The organism is Catellatospora coxensis (genome assembly GCF_016862635.1).
Lineage (GTDB): Bacteria > Actinomycetota > Actinomycetes > Mycobacteriales > Micromonosporaceae > Catellatospora > Catellatospora coxensis.
In genome coordinates this window covers 36,327-59,077 of sequence record NZ_BONI01000045.1, presented here as the reverse complement: position 1 = coordinate 59,077, position 22,751 = coordinate 36,327, and the positions used below count along the sequence as shown (strand labels likewise).

At 72.5% G+C, this 22,751-nt stretch carries 15 protein-coding genes; 7 read left to right on the top strand and 8 right to left on the bottom strand.

Annotation, left to right across the window (positions count from 1 at the left end; translation table 11 throughout):
* Positions 1–32: 32 nt before the first annotated feature.
* The 4 genes from Cco03nite_RS24870 to Cco03nite_RS24855 all read right to left on the bottom strand — a co-directional run bounded on the left by Cco03nite_RS24870 (position 33) and on the right by Cco03nite_RS24855 (position 6,168).
* The gene (locus Cco03nite_RS24870) at positions 33–1,802 is read right to left on the bottom strand and encodes an ABC transporter ATP-binding protein (protein ID WP_239167635.1); all 1,770 of its coding nucleotides are present in this window, start codon (positions 1,800–1,802) and stop codon (positions 33–35) included.
* Entirely contained in the window at positions 1,799–3,538 is a 1,740-nt protein-coding gene (locus tag Cco03nite_RS24865; RefSeq protein WP_203694611.1) for an ABC transporter ATP-binding protein, read from the bottom strand. The genes Cco03nite_RS24870 and Cco03nite_RS24865 overlap by 4 nt, the downstream gene beginning before the upstream one ends.
* 75 nt (positions 3,539–3,613) lie before the next feature.
* Positions 3,614–4,552, bottom strand: a complete 939-nt coding sequence (locus Cco03nite_RS24860) for a DUF389 domain-containing protein (protein WP_239167634.1) — start codon at positions 4,550–4,552, stop codon at positions 3,614–3,616.
* A gap of 38 nt (positions 4,553–4,590) precedes the next feature.
* Positions 4,591–6,168, bottom strand: coding sequence for an MFS transporter (locus tag Cco03nite_RS24855; RefSeq protein WP_203694609.1), 1,578 nt, complete (start codon positions 6,166–6,168; stop codon positions 4,591–4,593).
* A gap of 236 nt (positions 6,169–6,404) precedes the next feature.
* On the opposite strand from Cco03nite_RS24855, the gene Cco03nite_RS24850 reads away from it, so the two are divergent.
* The 3 genes from Cco03nite_RS24850 (at position 6,405) to Cco03nite_RS24840 (ending at position 13,575) form a co-directional block, all read left to right on the top strand.
* The gene (locus Cco03nite_RS24850; protein WP_203694608.1) at positions 6,405–7,436 is read left to right on the top strand and encodes a cation diffusion facilitator family transporter; all 1,032 of its coding nucleotides are present in this window, start codon (positions 6,405–6,407) and stop codon (positions 7,434–7,436) included.
* Between the two features lie 182 nt (positions 7,437–7,618).
* Positions 7,619–13,069, top strand: coding sequence for an ATP-binding protein (locus Cco03nite_RS24845; RefSeq protein ID WP_203694607.1), 5,451 nt, complete (start codon positions 7,619–7,621; stop codon positions 13,067–13,069).
* A gap of 194 nt (positions 13,070–13,263) precedes the next feature.
* Positions 13,264–13,575 (top strand): hypothetical protein, encoded by a 312-nt coding sequence (locus Cco03nite_RS24840; RefSeq protein ID WP_203694606.1) that lies wholly within the window; start codon positions 13,264–13,266, stop codon positions 13,573–13,575.
* Positions 13,576–13,633: 58 nt separating this feature from the next.
* On the opposite strand, the gene Cco03nite_RS24835 is transcribed toward Cco03nite_RS24840, so the two are convergent.
* Positions 13,634–14,047, bottom strand: coding sequence for a MarR family winged helix-turn-helix transcriptional regulator (locus Cco03nite_RS24835; protein ID WP_203694605.1), 414 nt, complete (start codon positions 14,045–14,047; stop codon positions 13,634–13,636).
* Positions 14,048–14,141: 94 nt separating this feature from the next.
* On the opposite strand from Cco03nite_RS24835, the gene Cco03nite_RS24830 reads away from it, so the two are divergent.
* Positions 14,142–15,929, top strand: coding sequence for an ABC transporter ATP-binding protein (locus Cco03nite_RS24830; protein WP_203694629.1), 1,788 nt, complete (start codon positions 14,142–14,144; stop codon positions 15,927–15,929).
* A 16-nt stretch (positions 15,930–15,945) separates the two neighbouring features.
* Complete coding sequence (locus Cco03nite_RS24825; RefSeq protein ID WP_203694604.1) at positions 15,946–16,446, top strand: class I SAM-dependent methyltransferase; 501 nt, start codon at positions 15,946–15,948, stop codon at positions 16,444–16,446.
* Between the two features lie 24 nt (positions 16,447–16,470).
* Here the strand turns inward: Cco03nite_RS24825 and Cco03nite_RS24820 are convergent, their stop codons facing one another.
* A complete protein-coding gene (locus Cco03nite_RS24820) occupies positions 16,471–18,345 on the bottom strand; it encodes a CASTOR/POLLUX-related putative ion channel (RefSeq protein WP_203694603.1) in 1,875 nt (624 codons plus the stop codon).
* A gap of 245 nt (positions 18,346–18,590) precedes the next feature.
* Here Cco03nite_RS24820 and Cco03nite_RS24815 point away from each other — a divergent pair, with 245 nt between their 5' ends.
* Complete coding sequence (locus Cco03nite_RS24815; protein WP_203694602.1) at positions 18,591–19,610, top strand: zinc-dependent alcohol dehydrogenase; 1,020 nt, start codon at positions 18,591–18,593, stop codon at positions 19,608–19,610.
* A 54-nt stretch (positions 19,611–19,664) separates the two neighbouring features.
* Here Cco03nite_RS24815 and Cco03nite_RS24810 read toward each other — a convergent pair whose 3' ends face one another.
* Complete coding sequence (locus tag Cco03nite_RS24810) at positions 19,665–21,422, bottom strand: glucuronyl esterase domain-containing protein (protein ID WP_203694601.1); 1,758 nt, start codon at positions 21,420–21,422, stop codon at positions 19,665–19,667.
* A 387-nt stretch (positions 21,423–21,809) separates the two neighbouring features.
* On the opposite strand from Cco03nite_RS24810, the gene Cco03nite_RS24805 reads away from it, so the two are divergent.
* Positions 21,810–22,229: a hypothetical protein gene (locus Cco03nite_RS24805; RefSeq protein WP_203694600.1), complete on the top strand. Its 420-nt coding sequence runs from the start codon at positions 21,810–21,812 to the stop codon at positions 22,227–22,229.
* Between the two features lie 81 nt (positions 22,230–22,310).
* Here Cco03nite_RS24805 and Cco03nite_RS24800 read toward each other — a convergent pair whose 3' ends face one another.
* Complete coding sequence (locus tag Cco03nite_RS24800) at positions 22,311–22,628, bottom strand: hypothetical protein (protein ID WP_203694599.1); 318 nt, start codon at positions 22,626–22,628, stop codon at positions 22,311–22,313.
* Between the last annotated feature and the right edge of the window lie 123 nt (positions 22,629–22,751).

The window sequence follows — 22,751 nt, the reverse complement described above, 5'->3', positions numbered from 1 at the left end:
TGACGACCGAACAAAGTCAAGCCGGACAGGCGTCAGGCCTTGTCGCCGTGCCAGGAACGCCACAGCGCCGCGTACGCCCCGTCGGCCCGGACCAGCTCGTCGTGGCTGCCCAGCTCGGTGATCCGGCCGTCGGCCAGGACGGCGACCCGGTCGGCGTCGTGCGCGGTGTAGAGCCGGTGCGCGATGGCGATCACGGTCCGTCCATGCAGGACCGCGCCGAGCGATCGTTCGGTGCGGCGGGCGGTCGTCGGGTCCAGCGCCGCCGTCGCCTCGTCGAGGATCAGCGTGTGCGGGTCGGCCAGCACCAGCCGGGCCAGCGCCACCTGCTGCGCGTCGGCCGGGTTCAGTGCCCGCGCGCCGTCGCCGAGTTCGGTGTCGAGCCCGTCAGGCAGGTCGGCGTACCAGTCCGCGCCCACGGCCGCGAGCGCCGTGAGCATGTCGTCGTCGGTCGCGCCGGGGGCGGCGAAGGCGAGGTTGTCTCTCAGCGTGCCGATGAAGACGTGGTGCTCCTGGGTGACCAGCGCGATGCGGCGGCGGCGTTCGGCGGGGTCGAGGTCGGTCACCGCGACGCCGCCGAGGCTGACGGCCCCCTCGCGGGGCGCGTCGATCCCGGCCAGCAGGCGGGCCAGCGTGGACTTGCCCGCGCCGGACGGGCCGACGACGGCCAGCCGCTCGCCGGGGCGCACCTCCAGGTCGATGCCGTGCAGCACGTCGTGGCCGCCGGCGTAGCGGAACCGCACCCCGCGCACCACTAGCCGCTGACCGGGCGGGGCCGTGGCGACGCCGCGGGGCTCCGGCGCGACCAGTCCGATGCCGAGGACGCGGGCGAGCGAGGCGAATCCCCGCTGCGCCTGCTCCAGAAAGATCATGATGCGGTCGACCGGTTCGATCGACTGCTGGGCGTACAGCGTGGCCGCCACCACCGCGCCGAGGGTGACCCAGCCGTTGGCCAGGAAGTATCCGCCCGCGAGCAGCATCGCCGCGGCGGGCAGCGCGTAGCCGGACTCGACGACGGGGAAGAAGACGCTGCGCAGCGCCAGCGTGGTCCGGCGGGTCGTCCACTGCCGGGCGATACGCGCGGTGCCCTCGCGGGTCCGCGCCTCGGTCAGCCGCAGCGCCTCCACGGTCCGCGCGCCCTCGGCGGTCGCCGTCATCGACTCGGTCAGCTCCGAGGCAGCCTCGCCCTCGGCCAGGTACGCCTGCGGAGCCCGGCGCAGATACCAGCGGGCTACGGCCAGCGTGGTCGGGGCCCCGGCGAGGATGAGCACCCCGAGCAGCGGATGCAGGAGGAACGCGGCCGCGACGACCAGCAGCAGCTGGATGACCGAGATCAGCACCGTGGGCACGACCTGGCGGACGGCGTTGCCGACGGTGGCGACGTCGACGGAGCTGCGGGTGGCCAGGTCGCCGGTGCCCGCCCGCTCGACCACGGCGATCGGCAGGCGCAGCGTACGCGCGACGAAGTCCTCGCGCAGCCGGGCGTTGGCCCGCTCGCCGAACCGGTTGCCGACGTTCTGGGCGGTGCGGGAGAGCAGGATCTGCGCCACCACGCACCCGGCGATGGCCAGCGCGAACATGTCCACGTCGGAGGCCGCCGCGCCGGCGGCGACCCGGTCGACGATCCGTCCCACCAGCCACGGCGAGGCGAGTCCGGCGATCGCCGCGGCGACGTGCAGCACCAGCCCGAGGAGCAGCGACCGTTTCTCGGCCCGCGCCAGCTCGGCCACCGAGCGGCGGACGGTCGCCCGGTCCGCGACGGGCAGTGCCTTCATCGCCGACGCTCCGGCGGTGATCTCGGTCATCGCGCTGCTCCCACTTCCCTGGCGGCGTCGGTCTCGGGCTCGTCGGCGTCGCGGGCGACCAGTGCCCGGTAGCCGGGTTCGGTCTCGAGCAGCTCGTCGTGCCGGCCGACGGCGGCGACCCGCCCGTCGCGGACGAACGCCACGAGGTCGGTGCGGTCCAGCAGCAGCGGGGACGTCGCGATGACGACGGTGGTCCGGCCGGTCCGGTGCTCGTGCAGCCGGTCGGCGATGCGGGCCTCGGTGTGCGAGTCGACGGCCGAGGTCGGGTCGACGAGGATGAGCACGTCGGGTTCGGCGAGCAGGTGCTGGGCCAGGCGTACCCGCTGGCGCTGGCCGCCGGAGAGGTTGCGGCCACGGGCCTCGATCGGCGCGTCGAGCCCGCCGGGCAGCGACTCCACGACGTCGTCGGCGGAGGCGGTGCGGATCGCGGCGGCGAGCTGCGCGTCGGTGGCGTCGCCGCGGCCGCGCAGCACGTCGCGCAGCGGCCCCGGGAACAGGTAGGAGTCGTGGTCGGCGACGAGGATCCGGGCCCGGACCTGCGCCGCGTCGACCTCGGTGATCGGCAGCCCGCCCCAGGTCACCTCGCTGGGCACGTAGTGGCCGAGCCGGTCGGCGAGGGCGATCGCGTCCGCCGGGTCCTCGGCCGCGACACCGATCATGCGGCCCACCGGCACGGTCAGACCCGACTGCGGGTCATGCAGCTCGGCGGGACCTGCGGGGGCGGCGCCGGACGCGGTGGCTTCGGGCTCGATGCGCAGCACGGCGATGATCCGGCGGGCGGCGACGATGCCGCGCACGGTCATGAAGCCGCCTTCGAGCAGGAACCAGACCGGCACCGACAGGACCGCGGTGTATCCGTAGACGGCGACCATCTCACCGACGGTGATCTGCCCCTCGGTCGCCATCCGCGCCGCCAGCCAGACGGTCGCGGCCAGGAACAGGGCGGGGATGCCCGCGGTCAGCGCCTGCACCCAGCTCGTGATCGAGCCGACCCGGTAGCCCCGCCGGAGCAGGCTCTGCGACCGGGCCGCGTACCGGCGGGCGAACAGGTCGCGTCCGCCGACCCCGGCCAGCACCCGCAGCCCGGACACGATGTCACCGGCCCGGGTGGTCAGGATCCCGAGCTCGTGCCGGTACGCGGTGTCGACGCCCTGCAGCCGGTTGAGCAGCGGTCCCACCGCGAGCGCGACGGCGGGCACACCGAGCAGCACGAACAGGGCCAGCATCGGGTCGACCGACCACAGCACGACGGCCGCGGTCGCGTAGGACAGGATCGCGCCGACACCCGGCCCGGTCATCGTCAGCGCCCACGAGGCCTGCGACACGTCCGTACCGCACACGGTCGCGATCTCGCCCGACGCGACCGTGCGCGGCAGCACCGCGCCGAGCCGGGCGATGTGGTGCAGCACCACCTGCGAGGAGCGGGCCGTCGCGTCCTCGCGCAGGAAGGTCATCGTCCGGTGCCGCATGATGCCGAGCCAGGCGACGACCATTCCGGTGGCGACGATCGCGGCGACCCAGGTCAGCAGGGCCCGCGTGTCGCCCGTGCGCAGCCCGTCGTCGATCGCCCGCGCGATCAGCCAGGGGCGGACGGCCAGCCCGATCATCCACGCCGTGCCGACGACGCTGCCGCGCAGGGCGCGCGGCCACTGGCGGCGGACCAGCCACCACAGGTACCGCACGGGGCCTCGGATATCCGGAATGCCGGGATCGGGGTGCGGCAGGCGTGGGGGCATGGGGCCAGGCTACCGACGGCCCCAGGCTGCCGCCTTCCGGTTTTGTCCCATCTCACCGGTGGGTGCCCGGACGGTTCACCCGTCCGGCACGGCCGGCTCGGCACGATCGCGCCGCCGCGCCACCCACCGCCAGATGAACCGCTGGGCGCGCAGCGTGAGGAAGCCGACCACGATCAGCACCACGAGGTTGAGCAGCAGTTGCAGCAGGGAGCCCCGGGCTTCGCGCCACAACGCGTACGCGCAGGCCACCCCGATGTCGGACGCCGCCGGGATCGTGGTGACCGAGATGAACACGCCGAGCATGGTGCTGAACCTCGCCTCGGTCAGCGCCACCACGCCGACGACGGCCGCCAGCACCGCGACGATCATCGAGAAGAAGTTCGGCGAGTCGATCAGGTGGGACACGGGCCGCAACCCCAGCTCGAAGGCCGGTGGCGTACGGCCCGCGCCGCGCACGACGAGGCCGAGCCCGTACGCCGCGAGGCAGGCCAGCGTGAAACCGCCGAGCAGGGCGGACAGCCCTTTGCGGACCGGTGCCCAAGCGCCGCGGTCCAGGCCGGAGGCGACGCTGACGACGGCCGCGTACTCGGGTCCCACGACCATCGCGCCGACGATCAGGATCTCCGAGTTGGTGAGGATGCCGACCGCGCCGATGACACCCGCGACGGCGAGGAAGAGGTAGAAGCTCGGCGTGTAGAAGGCCCCGGCCCGGATGCGCGACTGGACCTCGTCCCAGACCGGTGCCCGCGCGAGCGCGCCGCGGTGGGTCTCGGCCTGCGCGGCCCGCTCGGACAGGGCCAGTTCGACGGGTTCGATGACGACCGAGCCGCGGCGGTCGACGCCCAGGTCGCGGAGGCTGCGCAGGACCTGGTTGGCCGCGCCGGTGAGCAGGTCGCACTCGATGGCGTCGCCGTCGGGGTTGCGGGCCACCCCTGGCAGGACGACGAGGTTGACGACGGCCGGATCGGCGGCGAGCACGCCGACGAGGCGATCGCTGAGATCCGGCGGGCTCACCGCCCGAATGTGGATCATGTCCATGGGCACGCCGCCCGTTATCTGCCCGCGTCCGTGGCCGCGTACTCGTCGAGCAGCCGCTGCTCCTGGTGCTTGCGGGGGAAGAACGCGTACACGATGGCCGCGCCGATCAGCACCGCGACGATGCCGGCCAGGTAGGCCCACTGGTCGCCCTGCAGGAACGCCTCCTTGGCCCCGGCGATGATCTGCGTCGAGTACTGCGGGTACTGCTCGGCGGTGGTGGCGGCGCTGGAGAACGACTTGGTGAGCTGGGTCTGCACGCTGGCGGTGATCTCCGGGCTGGGCGGGGCGGCGCTGACCGCGGCCGCGGCGGCGGTGGCGTACCCGGCGGTCAGCAGTGCCCCGAAGATCGACTGCATGACCGCGCCGCCGAGGTCGCGCTGCAGGTCGGCCGTGCCGGAGGCCATGCCCGCCCGGGTCACCGGGACCGCGCCGGTCAGCGAGTGCGAGGCGGGCGTGCCCGCGAACCCGACACCCGCGCCGATGAAGGCGTACCCGAGCCCGACCTGCCAGTAGCCGATGCCCTCCCGCCAGAGCAGCAGCATGGTCAGGAACCCGAGCAGCACGAAGGCGTACCCGAGGAGCAGTGTGAACCTGGCGCCGTGCGACTCGACCAGCTTCGCCGACCGCGGCGCGATGAGCACCATCAGGATCGCCGAGGGCAGGATGGCCATGCCGGCCTGCACCGTGGTGTAGCCGAGCACGTTCTGCAGGAACTGCTGGCCGATGAACATCGCGCCCATCAGCGACCCGAACACGATGATGCCCGCGCAGGCCGCGACCCAGAACACCCGCCGCGAGGCGATGCCGAGGTGGTAGAGCGGGTTCGCGGCCCGGCGCTCGCGCAGCACGAACGCGACGACCGCGGCCAGCGCGAGCACGGTCAGCCCCGCGACGAGCGCGCCGGAGTTCGGCACGGGCGCGAAGTTGATGGCCAGGATCGCCGCGCCGACCAGGACCACCGACAGGATGCCGCCGAGGTTGTCGACCGGTTCGGTGGTCTCGTGCACGTGCGCGGGCACCAGCACCAACGCCATGACCAGCGCGATCGCCGCCAGCGGCAGGGTGATCAGGAAGACCGAGCCCCACCAGAAGCGCTCCAGGGCGAAGCCCGCGGCCAGCGGTCCCAGGGAGGCGATCGCGCCGCCGACCGCCGACCAGAGCGCGATGGCGTGGGTGCGGGCCGGTCCCGACCACAGCGCGGCGATCAGCGCGAGCGTGGTCGGGTAGGCCATGCCGGCGGACAGGCCGCCGACGAAGCGGGCGACGATCAGGACGGTGTCGGTCGGGGCGTACGCGGCGAGCAGGCACGCGGGCACCGACAGCAGGATGCCCAGCACCAGCATGAGCTTGCGCCCGTACCGGTCGCCGAGCGCGCCCAGGTAGAGCACCGAGCAGGCCAGGCCCAGCGAGTACGCGACCGCGATGAGGTTGAGCGCCGTCTGCGAGGAGTCGAACGCCCGCCCGATGTCGGGCAGCGCGACGTTGGCGACGGCCAGGTTGAGGTTGGCCACCGCCGCCACCATGATCAGCGCGGCGAGCACCAGCCCCTGCCGCGCCGGCGCCGACGGCCGCGCGTCCGGCGATGTGGTCATCGACCCACTCCCCCGTCCTCGTCCGGTCGGCGAGGCGTTTCGCCCAGGCTATCGAGTGTCCCGTCCATCATGAGTTATTTGCGCACTACTACCCGCTATATATGCCTAAAGGTGAAAAACTGGCCGAGACGGCTGTCGATCCACACCGGAACGGATCGGCCTCGGCGGCGGCGGATATGGTCGGAGGCGGAGACGACCGGTAGGGGCCAGATGATCACCCGCACAGGTGGCAATCGATGAATCGACCGGGCCGCACCGGCCCGCCGCAGGACTCCCGGCGCGACGGCGACGAAGCGCCGGGCGGCTTCCCCTTCCTGCTGCCCGGCGACACGCGCGGGCCCGACAGCTTCCGTACCGTCTTCGTGGCATTCGGGGCCAACCTGCTGATCGCGGTCGCCAAGACGGCCGCGGCGCTGATCACCAGGTCGGCTTCGCTGACCGCGGAGGCGGCGCACTCCTGGGCGGACACCGGCAACGAGGTGTTCCTGGTCGTGGCCAACCGCCGCGCCGCCCGCCCGGCCGACCGGCAGCACCCGCTCGGGCACGGCCGCGAGGCGTACGTCTGGTCGCTGTTCGCGGCGGTGGGCCTGTTCGTGGCCGGTGGCGCGTTCTCGATCACGCACGGCGTCGGCCAGCTGCGCAACCCGGTCCCGGCCGACGACTTCCTCCTCGGGTACGCCGTGCTGGGCCTGTCGTTCCTGCTGGAGGGAATGTCGTTCCTGCAGTCGGTGCGCCAGGCCCGGGCGGATGCCCGGGTGATGCAGCGCGATCTCATCGAGCACGTGCTGGCCACCTCGGATCCGGCGCTGCGGGCCGTGTTCGCCGAGGACGCGGCCGCGCTGACCGGCCTGGTGCTGGCGACCGCAGGGCTGGCCGCGCACCAGGTGACGGGCTCGGCCGTGCCGGACGCCGTCGGGTCGATCCTGGTCGGCGTCCTGCTCGTGGTGGTCGCGGCGGTGCTCATCAACCGCAACCGGCGGTTCCTCGTCGGGGAGGAGGCCGACCCGCGGGTACGCGCCGCCGTGCTGCGCTCGATGCTGGCCATGCCCGAGGTCGCCCGGGTGACCTACCTGCGACTGGAAGTGGTGGGGCCACGGATGATCTCCGTGGTCGGCGACGTCGACCTCGCCGGGGACGACGTCGAGTCGCACGTGGCCGTGCGGCTGCGCGCGCTGGAGGCGAAGATCGCCGCCAGCGCGGCGGTGGCCGGCGCGGTGTTCAGCCTGTCCGCCCCGGACGAACCGTCACTGACACCGGACAGCTTATGATCTTGTCCTGAATTGAGATGGTGTGTCCAATTGAGCGCCGTCTGGCTTTGGTGGTTCTCCACAAAATTCCCTGTCGTCCCCTGACCAGTACAACGGTTTGCTACCGCTCAGTAGCTGCAAAGGTTGTTGACGGGGACCCACCCCATGGGGTTCTTCGTTCGGTTCTTTGGAAGGCTTACTCGGTGTTCAATCGCATCGCCATCGTCAACCGGGGTGAGGCCGCCATGCGGCTGATCCACGCCGTCCGCGAGATCAACGCAGAGTCCGGCGCCCCGCCGATCGAGACCATCGCGCTCTACACCGAAGCGGAACGCACCGCCACCTTCGTCCGCGAGGCCGACGACAGCTACTGCCTCGGCCCAGCGTCCGCGCGCCCCTACCTCGACCACGCCGTGCTGGAGCGCGCCCTGGTCGAGATGCAGGCCGACGCCGCGTGGGTGGGCTGGGGCTTCGTCGCCGAGGACCCGGCGTTCGCCGAGCTGTGCGAGAAGATCGGCGTCACCTTCATCGGCCCGAGCGCCGAGGCGATGCGCAAGCTCGGTGACAAGATCGGCTCGAAGCTGATCGCCGAGGAGGTCGGCGTCCCGGTCGCGCCGTGGAGCCGCGGCGCGGTGGAGAGCCTGGAGGCGGCCACCCGCTCGGCGGCCGAGATCGGCTACCCGCTGATGCTCAAGGCCACCGCCGGCGGCGGCGGGCGCGGCATCCGCGTGGTGCGCAGCGACGAGGAGCTGGCCGACGCGTACGAGCGCACCAGCCTGGAGGCCAAGCGCGCCTTCGGCAGCGGCATCGTGTTCCTGGAGCGCCTGGTCACCGGCGCCCGGCACGTCGAGGTCCAGGTCATCGCCGACGGCCAGGGCACCGCGTGGGCGCTGGGCGTGCGCGACTGCTCCGTGCAGCGGCGCAACCAGAAGGTCATCGAGGAGTCCGCCTCGCCGGTGCTCGCCCCCGAGCAGGTCGCCGAGGTCAAAGCGGCCGCCGAGCGGCTGGCGCTGGCGGTCAACTACCGCGGCGCGGGCACGGTGGAGTTCCTGTACCACCCGGGCGAGAAGCTCTTCGCCTTCCTGGAGGTCAACACCCGGCTGCAGGTCGAGCACCCGATCACCGAGGCGACCACCGACTTCGACCTGGTCAAGGCACAGATCCACGTCGCCTCGGGCGGCCGGCTGGGCGACCTGGTCCCGACCGAGACGGGCCACGCGGTGGAGGCCCGGCTCAACGCCGAGGACCCCGACCGCGACTTCGCCCCGTCCCCGGGCCGCATCGAGCGGCTGACCCTGCCCGCCGGCCCCGGCGTGCGGGTGGACACCGGCGTCAGCGAGGGCGACGTCATCCCGGCCGACTTCGACTCGATGATCGCCAAGATCATCGCGTTCGGGCGTACCCGCGAGGAGGCGCTCGGCCGGCTGCGCCGTGCGGTCGCCGACACCACCGTCATCATCGAGGGCGGCGCGACCAACAAGAGCTTCCTGCTCGACCTGCTCGACCAGCCCGAGGTGATCGACGGCAGCGCCGACACCGGCTGGATCGACCGGGTCCGCGCGCAGGGCCGCCTGGTCTCGGCCAAGCACTCCGGCATCGCGCTGGCCGCCGCCGCGATCGAGGCGTACGAGGACGAGGCGCTCGTCGAGCAGCAGCGGCTGCTGTCCACCGCGCACGGCGGACGCCCGCAGGTGCAGCACAAGAGCGGCCGCCCCATCGACCTCAAGCTGCGCGGCGCCGCCTACCGGGTCTCGGTCGCGCAGATCGGGCCGCACCGCTTCCGGGTCGGCATCGGCGAGGCCCCGACCGTGGACGTCGAGCTGGAGCGCTTCGACGAGCACACCGGCCGGGTCCTGGTCAACGGCCGCCGCTTCCGGCTGGTCACCGACACGCACGGCCCGATCCACCTGGTCGAGGTCGACGGCGTCACGCACCGGGTCAGCCGCGACGAGGGCGGCGTGCTGCGCTCCCCCGCCCCGGCGCTGGTGGTCGCAACCCCGCTGCAGGTCGGCGACGAGGTCGAGGCCGGCGCGCCGGTGCTCGTGCTCGAGAGCATGAAGATGGAGACGGTGCTGCGCGCGCCGGTCAGGTCGAAGGTGCGCGAGATCGCGGTGACGGTCGGCAGCCAGGTCGAGTCCGGCGCGCCGCTGATGCGCCTGGAGCCGGTCGGCGACGACAGCGCGGCCGAGGCCGCCACGACCGAGACCGTGGACCTGGAGCTGCCGCCCGAGCCGGACGGCCTGACCGCCGAGGCCCGGGTCGCGCGCGGCCTGGCCGACCTGCGCAGCCTGCTGCTCGGTTACGACCTCGACCCGCGCGACGAGCGCCGGGCGCTGTCGACGTACCTGGCCGGGCGGGCCGAGTTGGGCCGCGTGCCGATCGAGGGCGAGACCGAGCTGCTGCAGGTGTTCGCCGACCTGTCCGAACTGAGCCGCAACCGGCCGGCCGGCGAGGAGACCCACGCCGACACCCGGGTGCACAGCCCGCGCGAGTTCTTCCACGCGTACCTGCAGAGCCTGGACGTCGACCGAGCCGGGCTGCCGGACGCGTTCCGGCAGCGGCTGGGCCGGGTGCTCGCGCACTACGGCGTCGACGGCTTCGACCGTACGCCCCAGCTGGAAGAGGCCGTCTTCCGGATCTTCCTGGCGCAGCAGCGCTCCTCGGCCGACGTCGCGGTCATCGTGTCGCTGCTGCAGCAGTGGCTGACCGAGCCGATCCCCGCCGAGGCGCAGCGCGACGCGGTCGGCCAGGCGCTGGAGCACCTGATCTGGGCCACCCAGGTCCGCTACCCGGTCGTCGGCGACCTCGCCCGCAGCATCGTGTTCCGCTGGGCGGCCCAGCCGATGCTGCGCCGCAAGCGCGCCGAGGTCTACAACGAGGTCCGCGACCACCTGCGCCAGCTCGACCGCGACCCGGCCGCCGCCGACCGCGACGAGCGCATCGCGAAGATGGTCGCCTCGCCGGAGCCGCTGGTGCGGCTGCTCGCGCAGCGCATCGGCCGGCCGAACGCCGACAACGGGCCGATGCTGGAGGTGCTCAGCCGCCGCTACTACGGCAACCGCGGCATCAGCGAGGTGAACTGCGTCGAGCTCGACGGGCACCCGTTCTTCACCGCCGCGTACGACCGCGACGGCGAGCGGTTCCGGCTGATCTCGACGGCGACGGACTACGCCGACCTGCCCGCGGCCCTGGCGAAGACCGCCGGGCTGACCGACGGCGCGTCCTTCGCCGACGTGTACCTGACCTGGGCCGACCAGCCCGACGCGGACACCATGGCCGGCACGCTGCGCGAGGTGCTCGACCGCGCCGGCCTGCTGGACGTGCTCCAGCGGGTCACCGTGTCGGTGGCCGGGCCGACCGGCGCCGCGATGCACCACCACTTCACGTTCCGGCCGGGACAGGGCGAGGACCGGGTCATCCGCGGGCTGCACCCGCAGATCGCCGAGCGCCTGCAGCTGCCGCGGCTGCGCAACTTCGACCTGACCCGCCTGCCGTCGATCGACGAAGAGGTCTACCTCTTCCGCTGCGTCGCGCCGGACAACCCGGCCGACGAGCGGCTGGCGGCGATGGCGCAGGTCCGCGACCTGACCCCGCTGCGCGACGCCGACGGCCGGGTGCTGGCCCTGCCGGCCCTGGAGGGCATGCTCGACGGCTGCCTCGACGCGATCCGCAAGGTCCAGGCGCGGCGACCGGCCAAGAAGCGCCTCGACACCAACCGCATCACGCTGTACGTCTGGCCGAACAGCGAGCTGACCATGGAGGACCTGAACACGGTCATCCAGCGCGTGCTGCCGCGCACCGCCGGGGCGGGCCTGGAGCAGGTGCTCGTCCTGGGCCGCCAGCGTGACCAGGTCACCGGCGAGATGGGCGACGTCGCGGTCGAGGTGTCCTTCGACCAGGGCATGCGCATGTCGGTCACCGCGCCGACGACCGAGCCGATCGAGCCGCTGGACGACTACCGGCAGAAGGTGCTGTCGGCCCGCCGCCGCGGCACCACCTACCCGTACGAGCTGACCGGCCTGCTGGCCGGCCGCGAGGGCAGCTTCACCGAGTACGACCTGGACGACACCGGTGAGCTGGTCGCGGTGGAGCGGCCCAAGGGGCGCAACAAGGCGGGCATCGTGGCCGGTGTGGTCAGCACGCCGACCGAGCGCTACCCCGAGGGCGTCACCCGGGTGGTGCTGCTCGGCGACCCGACCAAGGCGCTGGGCGCGCTGTCGGAGCCGGAGTGCGCGCGGATCATCGCGGCGCTGAACCTGGCCGAGCGGATGCAGGTGCCGCTCGACTGGTTCGCGCTGTCGGCGGGCGCCCGGATCTCGATGGACTCGGGCACCGAGAACATGGACTGGGTGGCCGCGGCGCTCAAGCGCATCGTCGAGTTCACCCAGGACGGCGGCGAGATCAACATCGTGGTCGCGGGCATCACGGTCGGCGCGCAGCCGTACTGGAACGCCGAGGCCACCATGCTGATGCACACCAAGGGCATCCTGGTGATGACCCCGGACTCGGCGATGGTGCTGACCGGCAAGCAGTCGCTGGACTTCTCCGGTGGCGTGTCGGCCGAGGACAACTTCGGCATCGGCGGCTACGACCGGGTGATGGGCCCCAACGGCCAGGCCCAGTACTGGGCCCCGGACCTGCGGACCGCCCAGGGCGTGCTGATGGCCCACCACGAGCACACCTACATCGCGCCGGGCGAGGCCGGCCCGCGCCGGGCGGCCACCACCGACCCGGCCGACCGGGACATCTCGCCGTTCCCGCACGCGGTGCCGGACAGCGACTTCACGACCGTCGGGCAGATCTTCTCCAAGGAGCACAACCCCGACCGCAAGAAGCCGTTCGACATCCGCACGCTGATGCGGGCCCTCGCGGACCAGGACCACGCGATCCTGGAGCGCTGGGCGGGCATGGCCGACGCCGAGACGACCGTCGTGCAGGACGTGCACCTGGGCGGCATCCCGGTGTGCCTGCTGGGCATCGAGTCCCGCTCGGTGCCGCGGCGCGGCTTCCCGCCCACCGACGGCCCCGACACGTACACGGCGGGCACGCTGTTCCCGCAGTCGTCGAAGAAGGCGGCGCGGGCCATCAACGCCGCGAGCGGCAACCGGCCGCTCGTCGTGCTGGCGAACCTGTCCGGGTTCGACGGCTCACCGGAGTCGATGCGCAAGCTGCAGCTGGAGTACGGCGCGGAGATCGGCCGGGCGATCGTCAACTTCCGCGGCCCGATCGTGTTCTGCGTGATCTCCCGCTACCACGGCGGCGCGTTCGTGGTGTTCTCCAAGGCGCTCAACCCGAACATGACGGTGCTGGCACTGGAGGGCTCGTTCGCCTCGGTGCTCGGCGGCGCGCCGGCCGCGGCCGTGGTGTTCGCGGGTGACGTCAACGCCCGTACCGCCAAGGACCCGCGGGTGGTCGACCTGGAGACCCGCATCGTCGCCGCGACCGGCGGCGAGAAGGCGGCCCTGGTCGGGCAGCTGCTCGACGTGCGGGCCTCGGTCCGGGCGGAGAAGCTGAGCGAGGTCGCCGCCGAGTTCGACGGCGTGCACAGCATCCAGCGCGCCGTCCAGGTCGGCTCCGTCGACGCCATCATCAGCGCCGCGGAGATGCGCCCGCAGATCATCGCGGCGATCGAGCGCGGCCTCGCCGCCGCGTAACACCGGAACGGCCCGGAAGCCGGTCGGCGCGCCAGACGATGGCACACCGACCGGCTTCCTCGTCGCCTGCCGCGCCGACGGACCGGCCGCATCTCACCCGTCGGTCGCCGAGCAGGCCGAAACCGTTGCGGTGCCACGTACACGGCGATATTCCCGTGGCCTGATTCGGACGGTTCCGGCTACCATGCGCGATCATGAAACTCATGGTTTGCCGCTCCTGCGGCGATGTGATCCTCATGCGGCCGGAGCCGCGTAGCTGCTGGTGCGGCGCTTCGTCTGGGCGGTACCTCGACGACCGGTCCACCGTCGAGCAGAGCGAAGGCACTCTGTCGATCGCCCTCGACAACGGCGGCCTGCGCGACGCGGTGGCGGCCTTCGACTCCGCCCCTCAGGGCTGGCATCCCCTCATGATGTTCCGGGCTTTTCTGAACCCGCTGTCCGAAACCGATGTTCGCTATGTGCCTCGCCCGGCGCAGGAGATCCCGGCGGCCGACGCACCTGCCTGACGGTGGCAGCGCAGCCTGTGCGCCGCTCACGCAACGACAGTCGGACCGTGCACCTGGGTCAGGTGAGTTTGTGCAGGATACGACCGAGCTGGGCGCGATCGTCCGGGTCGAGGGCGCTGAAGAACCGGTCGGCCTCGGCGCGGCGGGCGGCTTCGATGGCCTGGGCGGTGTCGCGGCCGGGACCGGTCAGCGCCACCAGCGTCGCCCGGCGGTCCGCCGGGTCGGCGCGGCGTTCGACGAGGCCGCGGGCCTGCAGGTCGTCGACGACCTCGGTGGCCGAGCGAGGGGCGATGCGCAGCTGCTCGGCGAGCTCGTTGAGGCGCAGTGCCTCCTGACGGCCCAGCACATTCAGGGCCCGCGACTGGGACGGCGTGATCTGCCAGGGGGCCAGCGCATCCTTGGTGAGGTGCCGCAGGCGGCGGGCGACCGCCCAGAAGGCCTCCGACAGGCCCGTCTCCTCGTGCTCGTCCACGGGAATACCGTACCAGTGGTTGCTGTTGGAACCTCATGTTGAGGTAACCTCAGCATCCACCCACGGAAGGACCCACCCCTTGGACAGCCCGCTCATGGAACGACAAGGCCGCCGCGGCGGCCCGCACACCGTCACCGCCGAGGAGAAGGCGCAGGCCCGCGAGGTCTCGCTGCGCCGCATCGGCGGCCTGTTCACCGCCCACCGCTGGCAGCTCGCCGCCGTCACCGCGATCATCGTGGCCTCGTCCGTGATCGCCATGGCCTCGCCGTTCCTGCTGCGCGAGGTCATCGACGTCGCGCTCCCCCACGCCGACCTGACCCTGCTGATCTGGCTGGTGCTCGGCATGGTCGCCGTCGCCGCGCTGACCTCCGCGCTGGGCGTCGTGCAGACCTGGCTCTCCACCACCGTCGGCCAGCAGGTCATGCACCGGCTGCGCACGGACGTCTTCACGCACCTGCATCGGCAGTCGATCGCCTTCTTCACCCGCACCCGCACCGGCGAGGTGCAGTCCCGCATCACCAACGACATCGGCGGTATGCAGGCCGTGGTCACCTCCACCGCCACCTCCGTCGCCTCGAACCTCACCACCACCGTCGCCACCGCCGTGGCCATGGCCGCGCTGTCCTGGCAGCTGTCGCTGGTCTCCCTGGTCGTGGTGCCCCCGGCCGTCTACCTGACCCGCCGCGTCGCCCGCATGCGCCGTACGATCACCGCGCAGCGCCAGCACGAGCTGGCCGACCTCAACGTCACCATCGACGAGGGCCTGTCGATCAGCGGCGTGCAGCTGAGCAAGACCACCGGCACCGGCCCCGCGCTCGTCGCGCGTTTCGCGGCCTCCTCGGCCCGCCTCATCGACCTGGAGCTGCGCTCGGAGCTGGCCGGCCGCTGGCGGATGGCCTCGATGAGCATCGTCTTCGCGGCCATCCCCGCCGTCATCTACCTCAGCGCGGGCCTGCCCGCGACCGCCGGCACGCTGAGCATCGGCACCCTGGTCGCCTTCACCGCGCTGCAGGCCAACCTGTTCCGGCCGCTGATGGGCCTGCTCAACGTCGGCGTATCGCTGACCAGCTCGCTGGCCCTGTTCGCCCGCATCTTCGAATACCTGGACCTGCCCGTCGACGTCGACGACCCGGCGCACCCGGTCGACCTCGACCCGGCCCGGGTCACCGGCCACCTGCGCCTGGAGGACGTCACCTTCGCCTACCCGGGCAGCGGGACCGCCGCCGTGGCGGGCGTCAGCCTCGACGTTCCCGCGGGCACCTCGCTGGCCCTGGTCGGCGAGACCGGATCGGGCAAGAGCACCATCGCGTCGCTGATCGCCCGGCTCCACGACCCGTCCGCCGGGCGCATCACGATCGACGGCGTGGACCTGCGCGACCTGCGGCTGGCCGACGTCGCGCGCATCGTCGGCGTGGTCAGCCAGGAGACGTACCTGCTGCACACGACGATCAGGGAGAACCTGCGCTACGTCAAACCGGACGCCACCGACGCCGAGATCGAGCAGGCCGCCCGCGGCGCACAGATCCACGACCTGATCGCCGGGCTGCCCGACGGCTACGACACCGTCGTCGGCTCGCGCGGGCACCGGTTCTCCGGCGGCGAGAAGCAGCGGCTGGCGATCGCCCGTACGCTGCTGCGCGACCCGCGCATCCTGGTGCTCGACGAGGCGACCAGCGCTCTGGACACGCAGACCGAGCGGGCCGTGCAGCGGGCGCTCGACGAACTGACCCGCGGGCGTACCACGATCACCATCGCGCACCGGATGTCCACCGTGCGCGACGCCGACCAGATCGCCGTGCTCGACCACGGCCGCATCCTCGAGTCGGGCTCGCACCGCCGGCTCATCGAGGTCGGTGGCCGCTACGCGGCACTCGCCGGGTGACCGGGAGACTGTCCCCATGACCCGGCACCGCTTCCATGGCGACGAGACCCGCTTCGACGTGCTCGCCGAGTACGTCACCAGCCGGTTCCCGCAGGCCCGCTACGTCGCCGACGTGGCGGGCGGCCAGGGCATGCTGACCCGGCTGCTGCGCAAGCGGTTCGGCCTGGAGGCCGAGGTCGTGGACCCGCGTGGCTGGACGCTCAAGGGCGTGCCCGCCCGCGCCGAGCCCTACCTGGCCACGCTCGCCGACTACTACGACCTGATCGTGGGCCTGCACCCGGACGAGGCGCTGCGCGAGGTCGTGGACTCGGCCCGGGTCCGCCCCGTGCTCGTCGTGCCCTGCTGCAACTTCTGGGACCGCGACCGCAAACTCGGCCGCGACGAGCTGATGAACGCCATCACCGCCCATCACCGGGCGCTGGGCGGCCGGGTCGAGCACGTGGAGCTGGCCTTCCGCGGCCCGAAGAACCACGCCCTGGTCCTGCTGCCACCGCGGAAACCGGGCCGGGACGGCTGAGGCCGCCCGGCCCTCGATCCGCGGTCAGTCCGTGGCGATCACGATGACGCTGTCGCCCGCGTCCAGCCGCACGAGCCGGGACCGGCGCGGGTTGAGCACGACGCCGTAGAACGGGGGCTGGTCGGCGTCGTCGCGGCGGCGGAAGCCGATCGCCGACTCGCCGCGCCGCCGGGCCGACTCCACCACCGTGGCGAAGGTGACCTCCGCGCCGGGCTGCACGTAGTCACCGGCCGGCTTGAGGTGGATCTCCGCCCCGGAGGCGTCGAACAGGTCGGCGAACACCTCGTACAGGTGCCGGTTCTCGGCCAGCTGCGTCATCAGCAGGCTGATCAGCCGTGCCGAGACCACGAAGTCGTCGGCCTTGGTGACCTGGGCGACCTCGCGGTTGCCGTCGTCGTTCATCTCGGTCACGATCGAGTACGGCTCGCCCAGGTTGACCTCGATGTCGCGCAGGTGCAGCAACGTCACCAGGGTGCGGTCGTCGGCGTGGTCGGGCTCGGCGGAGTCGTCGGACAGCACGATGATGTTCTGGTACCCGCCCAGCTCCATGGCCTCCAGGTCACGGCGGCTGGTGGGCTGGCAGCGCTTGTGCCCGACGGTCACGTTGGCCCGCTGCGCCGCCAGCGCCTCCTCCGGCGCGAGCGGGGCGGCGACGTCGAGCACGGAGCCCGGTTCGGCGAAGCGGTCCAGCAGGTCCACCACCCGATCCGCGCGGGAGTTCCAGCCGACCATCAGCGTCCGGTCCGGCGCGCGCTTGCTGTCGGGCACCAGCACGATCGCGTCGCCGTGCACCCGGGCCGGTTCGGCGGCAACCTCGATCAGCAGGTCGTCCTCGGCGATGAGGATGACCTCGTCGTTCTCGGCCAGGACGGTGTCCATCGGCGGGTTGACCGCGATCGTCCCGTCGGCGCGGCGCAGCCCGATCGGCGCGCCCGCCTCGAACGCGCCGAGCACCTCGCCGTACACGCGGCCGGCCAGCGACGGCTCGGCCCGGATGTAGATCTCGTTGCCGGCGAAGTCGAGCAGGTCGGTGCAGACCGTCGACAGGCCCGACTGCCGGTGCGACTGCACGACCATGCGTACGGCGATGTCGTCGGCGTCGACGATCAGCGCGTGCCGCCCTGCGGCCAGCTTCGCCGCGGCGACGTTCGCCGACTCCTGCACGGCGGCGACCACGTGCGGCCGCACCGCGGGCCAGGGCCGGTTGTTGAGCAGCAGCAGCACCTTGATGACGTCGATGTCGGGGTCGTCGCCGGCCGGCGACAGCACCATCACCGCCCGCGCGGTGTCGAGGCTGACCAGGTCGAGGTCGGTACGCTTGAGCGGGCTGCCGGACCGGCACACCACCCGGGTGCGGCCGGTGTCGCCGACCCGGGCGCGGATCTGGTCCTCCATCTCGACCTTGTCCCGGTCGGCGAGCACCACCACGCTGCTGCGGCGCGAGCCGCGGTTGGCCGCGGCGAGCTCGCTGACGACCGTGAAGACCTGGTCGGACCAGCCCAGCACCACGATGTGGCCCTGGGCGATCACCGGCGAGCGGCCCTTGCGCAGGTTGGTGATGGCGTCGTTGAGGCCGGTGGTGAGCACGCCGATCAGCGAGCTGACGAGGAAGATGCCGCCGATGGTGACGACGAGCATGAGCCCGAGGTAGACGGGCCCGCCGCCGTCGCCGCCCATGGTGCCCGGGTCCAGGGTGCGCAGCACGCTGCGCCACAGCACGTTCGCCCAGCCGCCGTCGGCGTAGGTCTCCTTCGGCGCGAACAGCGCCGCGAGTCCGGTCACGACACTGACGAGGACCAGTGACGCCAGGCCCAGCCAGCCGATGAGGGCGGCGGCGCCGCGGTCCATCGTGCCGTCGAACCAGACGCGTGCGCGTCGCCGCACTCCCAGCCGAACCACTGAGGTTCCTCCCACCGCCGCCGCTGCCGGCCGCTCGAATGTCCAATAGGCAGGGACATCCTAGGAGCGGCCGCTGCCGTGCCCGCGAGCCGCCACCCGTCGCGCTGCCCGGCGAACACCGGTCGGCGGTTGTTCACCCGCCTGGTGATCGCTCGTTCACGGCACGTCCGCCCCGCTACCCTGTTGCGGGAGCGGGAGGAAGCCATGGCGACGAGCGATCGCGGCGCGCGTTGAGCGGCCGGACCATGCGCGCGGCCGTGGTGACCGCGCCCGGCGAGTGCTCGGTGCGGGAGGTCCCCGCGCCGCAGGCCGGTGTCGGCGAGGTCGTCGTGGACGTCGAGCGGGTCGGGGTGTGCGGCACCGACGTCGAGTTCTTCACCGGCGAGATGGCGTACCTGCATGACGGGCAGGCGCGGTTCCCGATGCGGCTGGGCCACGAGTGGGCCGGGGTCGTGCGCGCCGTCGGCGGCGGCGTGGACCCGGCCTGGCTCGGTCGGCGGGTCATGGGCGACACGATGCTCGGCGACGGCACCTGCCGCCGCTGCCTGCGCGGGCACCAGCACGTGTGCGCGGGACGGCAGGAGGTCGGCATCCGCGGCGGCCGACCGGGCGCACTGGCCGAGCAGATCGCCGTGCCGGCCACCTCCCTGCACGAGCTGCCCGACGGCGTCGACCCGGTGCTCGGGGCGCTGGTCGAGCCGGGCGGCAACGCCCTGCGCGCGGCTCAGGCCGCGAACCTGGCGCCGGGCGACCGGGTGCTCGTCCTCGGCCCCGGCACCATCGGCCTGCTCACCGCGATGTTCGCCCGCGCCGCCGGCGCCGAGGTGCACCTGCTGGGCGGCACCGCCGAATCACTCGCCTTCGCCCGCACCCTCGGCTTCGGCCACGCCTGGACCGAGCCGGACCTGCCCGACCTGCCCTTCGACGCGGTCGTCGACGCCACCAACGCCGCCTACCTGCCGGCCAGGGCACTCGACCTCGTCGAACCGGCCGGCCGTGTCGTCTACATCGGCCTGGCGGGCAGCCCCAGCCACATCGACACCAGGCGGTTGGCGCTCAAGGACGTCACCGCCGTCGGGGTGCTGTCGGCCTCGCCCGGACTCGCCGCCACGATCGCCGCGTACGCCGCCGGCCAGGTCGATCCGCGGCCGCTGGTCGCCGCCACCGTCGGGCTCGACCAGGTCGGCGCGGTGCTCGCGGGCGAGCGTCTCCCCGGGGCGGGACCCGGACCGAAGTTCCACATCGATCCGCGGCCGGCCGGATAGAGCGCCGCCCCGGACCGAGGATGTGGTCCGGGGCGGCGTCGGGTCGCGTGCGGGCTACGACGCGGTGCAGGTGTATCCGGCCGGCACCTGGGTGTTGCCGCTGGGCCGGCTGACCTGGTAGCCGAAGTTGGCCACCGAGCCGCCCGGCGGGATCGTGCCGTTGAAGCTCACGTTCCGGGCGGTCACGGTCTGGCCGCTGGTCGTGACGGTCGCGTTCCACGAGCCGGTGACGGCATGCCCGGCGGGCAGGGTGAACGTCAGCGTCCAGCCGTTGACGGTCGACGTGCCGTTGTTCGTGACGGTGACCGGCTGGATGACGTACCCGGTCGCCCACTGCGTCTGCACTGTTCCGGTGGCCGAGCAGCCCGACCCGGTCGGGGGCGGTGACACGCTGGGCGACGGCGGGGTGCTCGGCGAGGGCGGCGTGCTGGGTGAGGGCGGGGTGCTCGGGGACGGCGGAGTGCTGGGCGACGGCGGGGTGCTGGGGCCGTCGGACAGCGTGGGCGTCTGCCAGTCCCGCCACTCGGCGAGGTTCCCGGCGGCCCGGCTGGAGATCCTGATCGCGCCGGGTGCGTTGCCCGTCTTGAGGAGGAACTTCTGGATGTTCTGCTGCAGCGGGGTGCTCCACTCGGGCCGGTTGGCGCAGTGGCTGCCGTTCTGGATGTCGGACCAGTAGGTGATGTTCTCCCCCGCGCCCAGCGCCTTGTAGACCTCGGCTCCGCCCAGCGCCGCGACGCTGGCGGACTTGGGGCCGAGGTTGACGATGTGCGGGTTGTCCATGATGAACAGGCCGCGGGGCGCGACCATGGCGACCATCTGGTGCGTGTCGACGGGCAGGTTGTTCGGGTTGCCTGTGAAGGAGCCGAACGCGTCGCCCAGCCATGGCTGCTCGCCGTACGCGCTGCTCAGGCTCTGTGCGCCCTCCCCGGGAATGCCCCGGAAGATGGGCACGCCGGCGCTGCCCGACTCGATCGGCATGGTCAGCGCGATGCGCTGGTCGAACGCGCCGACGACGAACGCGCCCTTGCCGAACCGCGAGCAGCCCGTCACGCCCATCGCGTCGGCCTTGAGGATGGTGCCGCCCGACTGCGCGACGACGTCGATGATCCGGCTCACGCCCCAGGACCAGGCCATCAGCAGGCCCGTAGTGCTGGTGGCGCCGTAGATGGTGTAGAACGCGCCCTGCTTGTTGTTGCGCGGCGTGCCCTCCCGGCCGACCGCGTAGGGGTCGTAGTTGATGACGGCGGCGCCGGCTGCCCGGATCGCGGCCGTGTCCGCGCCGAACCCGCCGAGCACGACGACGGCCGGGAACGGCCCCGAGCCGCTGGGCAGCTGGACGCTGGCGGAGAAGCTGGAACTGCGTCCGTTGTGCGACACGTTCACCGTGATGTTCGTGCTGGAGACGGTCCCGGTGACGCTCGCCGGTTTCGCGGGCTTCTCGCCGTAGACGTACCGCTCCGCCAGCTTCTTGGTCTCCTCCCGGCGGCACCGCCAGTCGGACTTGGCGCTGATGCGGGTGCCGTCGATCCGCCGGAACGGGTCGGGGAGCCTGCTGTTGGCGGTCAGCGAGCCGGGCAGCGTCACAGGGCAGTCGGCGCCCTCGTCCTCGACGGCCGCCACCAGCGCGGCCTCGGCGGGCGCGGTCGTCGTCAGCACCGTGACCGCGCCGGCGACCGCGAGTGCCGTCACCGCCAGTGCGACGGCCGTCGAACGGATCGTCGAACGACCGCCGGTCGCCAGAGCTCTCGCTGCCGGCTGGATGACGGACGCGGCGATCGCGATCGCCGATCTTCTCCCTGGGACAGTTCGCATGCGGGCTCCTCCTTGCCGCTGGATGCGCTCACGTATATCGATGGACACGCTCCCACAACGTTTCGGCGTTTTCAAGGGAAGGTTTCAAGGAAATTCCGGAAACGTTTCTCCCCGGGCTGACGACAACATGGCCGTGAACCGCCGCCTTCCCCGGTCAGTGCCCCCGAAAGTTTCGGTACCGACGTGAAAGGCGCGGATTCCAGCGATCGACCGTCGTGTCCATCACGGAGGGTCACGCATTAGGCTGCGAGCGGTCTGCTGATCGCCGGTTCGTCCGACTGCTGACGCCGCCGGAGCCGGATGCGTCACACCGCCGTGGAACACTCCCCACGATGTGGCGGAAGAGTGCGAGAATGCCGACCCAAGATCTTCACAGGAGTGGTGTCCGTGGCTCTGCCCGAGGGGTTGAAGGCGACCGTCGTCGCGCTCGCCGCCAGTGCCGTGGCGGTCGTGTGCACGCCATGGCCCGTGCCGCTCCTGCCGGAGGCGCTGATCGCCGCTGACCAGCATGTCCAGACGTGGCAGACCGTCTGGCAGCCGATAGCGCTGGCGATCGTCGCACTCGCCGCGGGCCGCTGGGACCTGAGCGTCCTGACCAGCGGACTGGCCGTCACCGTGCCCGCCGCGGTGGTCTACGGCGTCTATGACGAGTACTTCACCGACAGCGACGGGACCGATGCCTGGCCGGTGGCCATCGTCGTGGTCGCGCCGATCGTGTTCGGGGCCGCGGTCGGGCTCGCCGCCCTGGGCAGGACGTACCGGCGGCGGCGCGCGGCCCGCAAGAGGGCGATGCGCACCGTCCTCTGAGCGACCGCCGGCAAGCGCCGCGGCAGCACCGCGACCTGCGCATCCGAGCCGGTCACCGGCCCGGATGCGTGCCGGCCGGTGTCAGCCGGCGTGCGGAAGCCGCACCTGAGCCGACAGCGTCAGCTGGTGCAGGCTCTCGGTGACCTCCGGCCGGGTGCGCAGCAGGTCCTCGAAACCGGCCCGCCACTTGCCCCCTTCGACGTCGCGCGTGTTCTCGCGCGACGAGGTCGTGAGCTCCTTGCGGGTGGCCGACAGGTCGCGCCGGCCGGACGGCCCGAGCAGGGCCACCAGCTGTTCGGTGTACCAGGCGAACAGGCCGGCGTCACCGGCCGCCACGCCGACCAGCACCCGGGCCGCGTCGAAGGCGACCCTCGGTTGGTGCCGCACCGTGCCATTCATACATGCCTCCCCGTTGCTGCCGTGTCCAATCCCCAGATGGTCCGGGACAACCACGCGCCGCGCAAGACCTGCCACGGCCAAGCCGCCACGCTCGTAGAATGGGGGCCGGGAACGCCGCGCGCC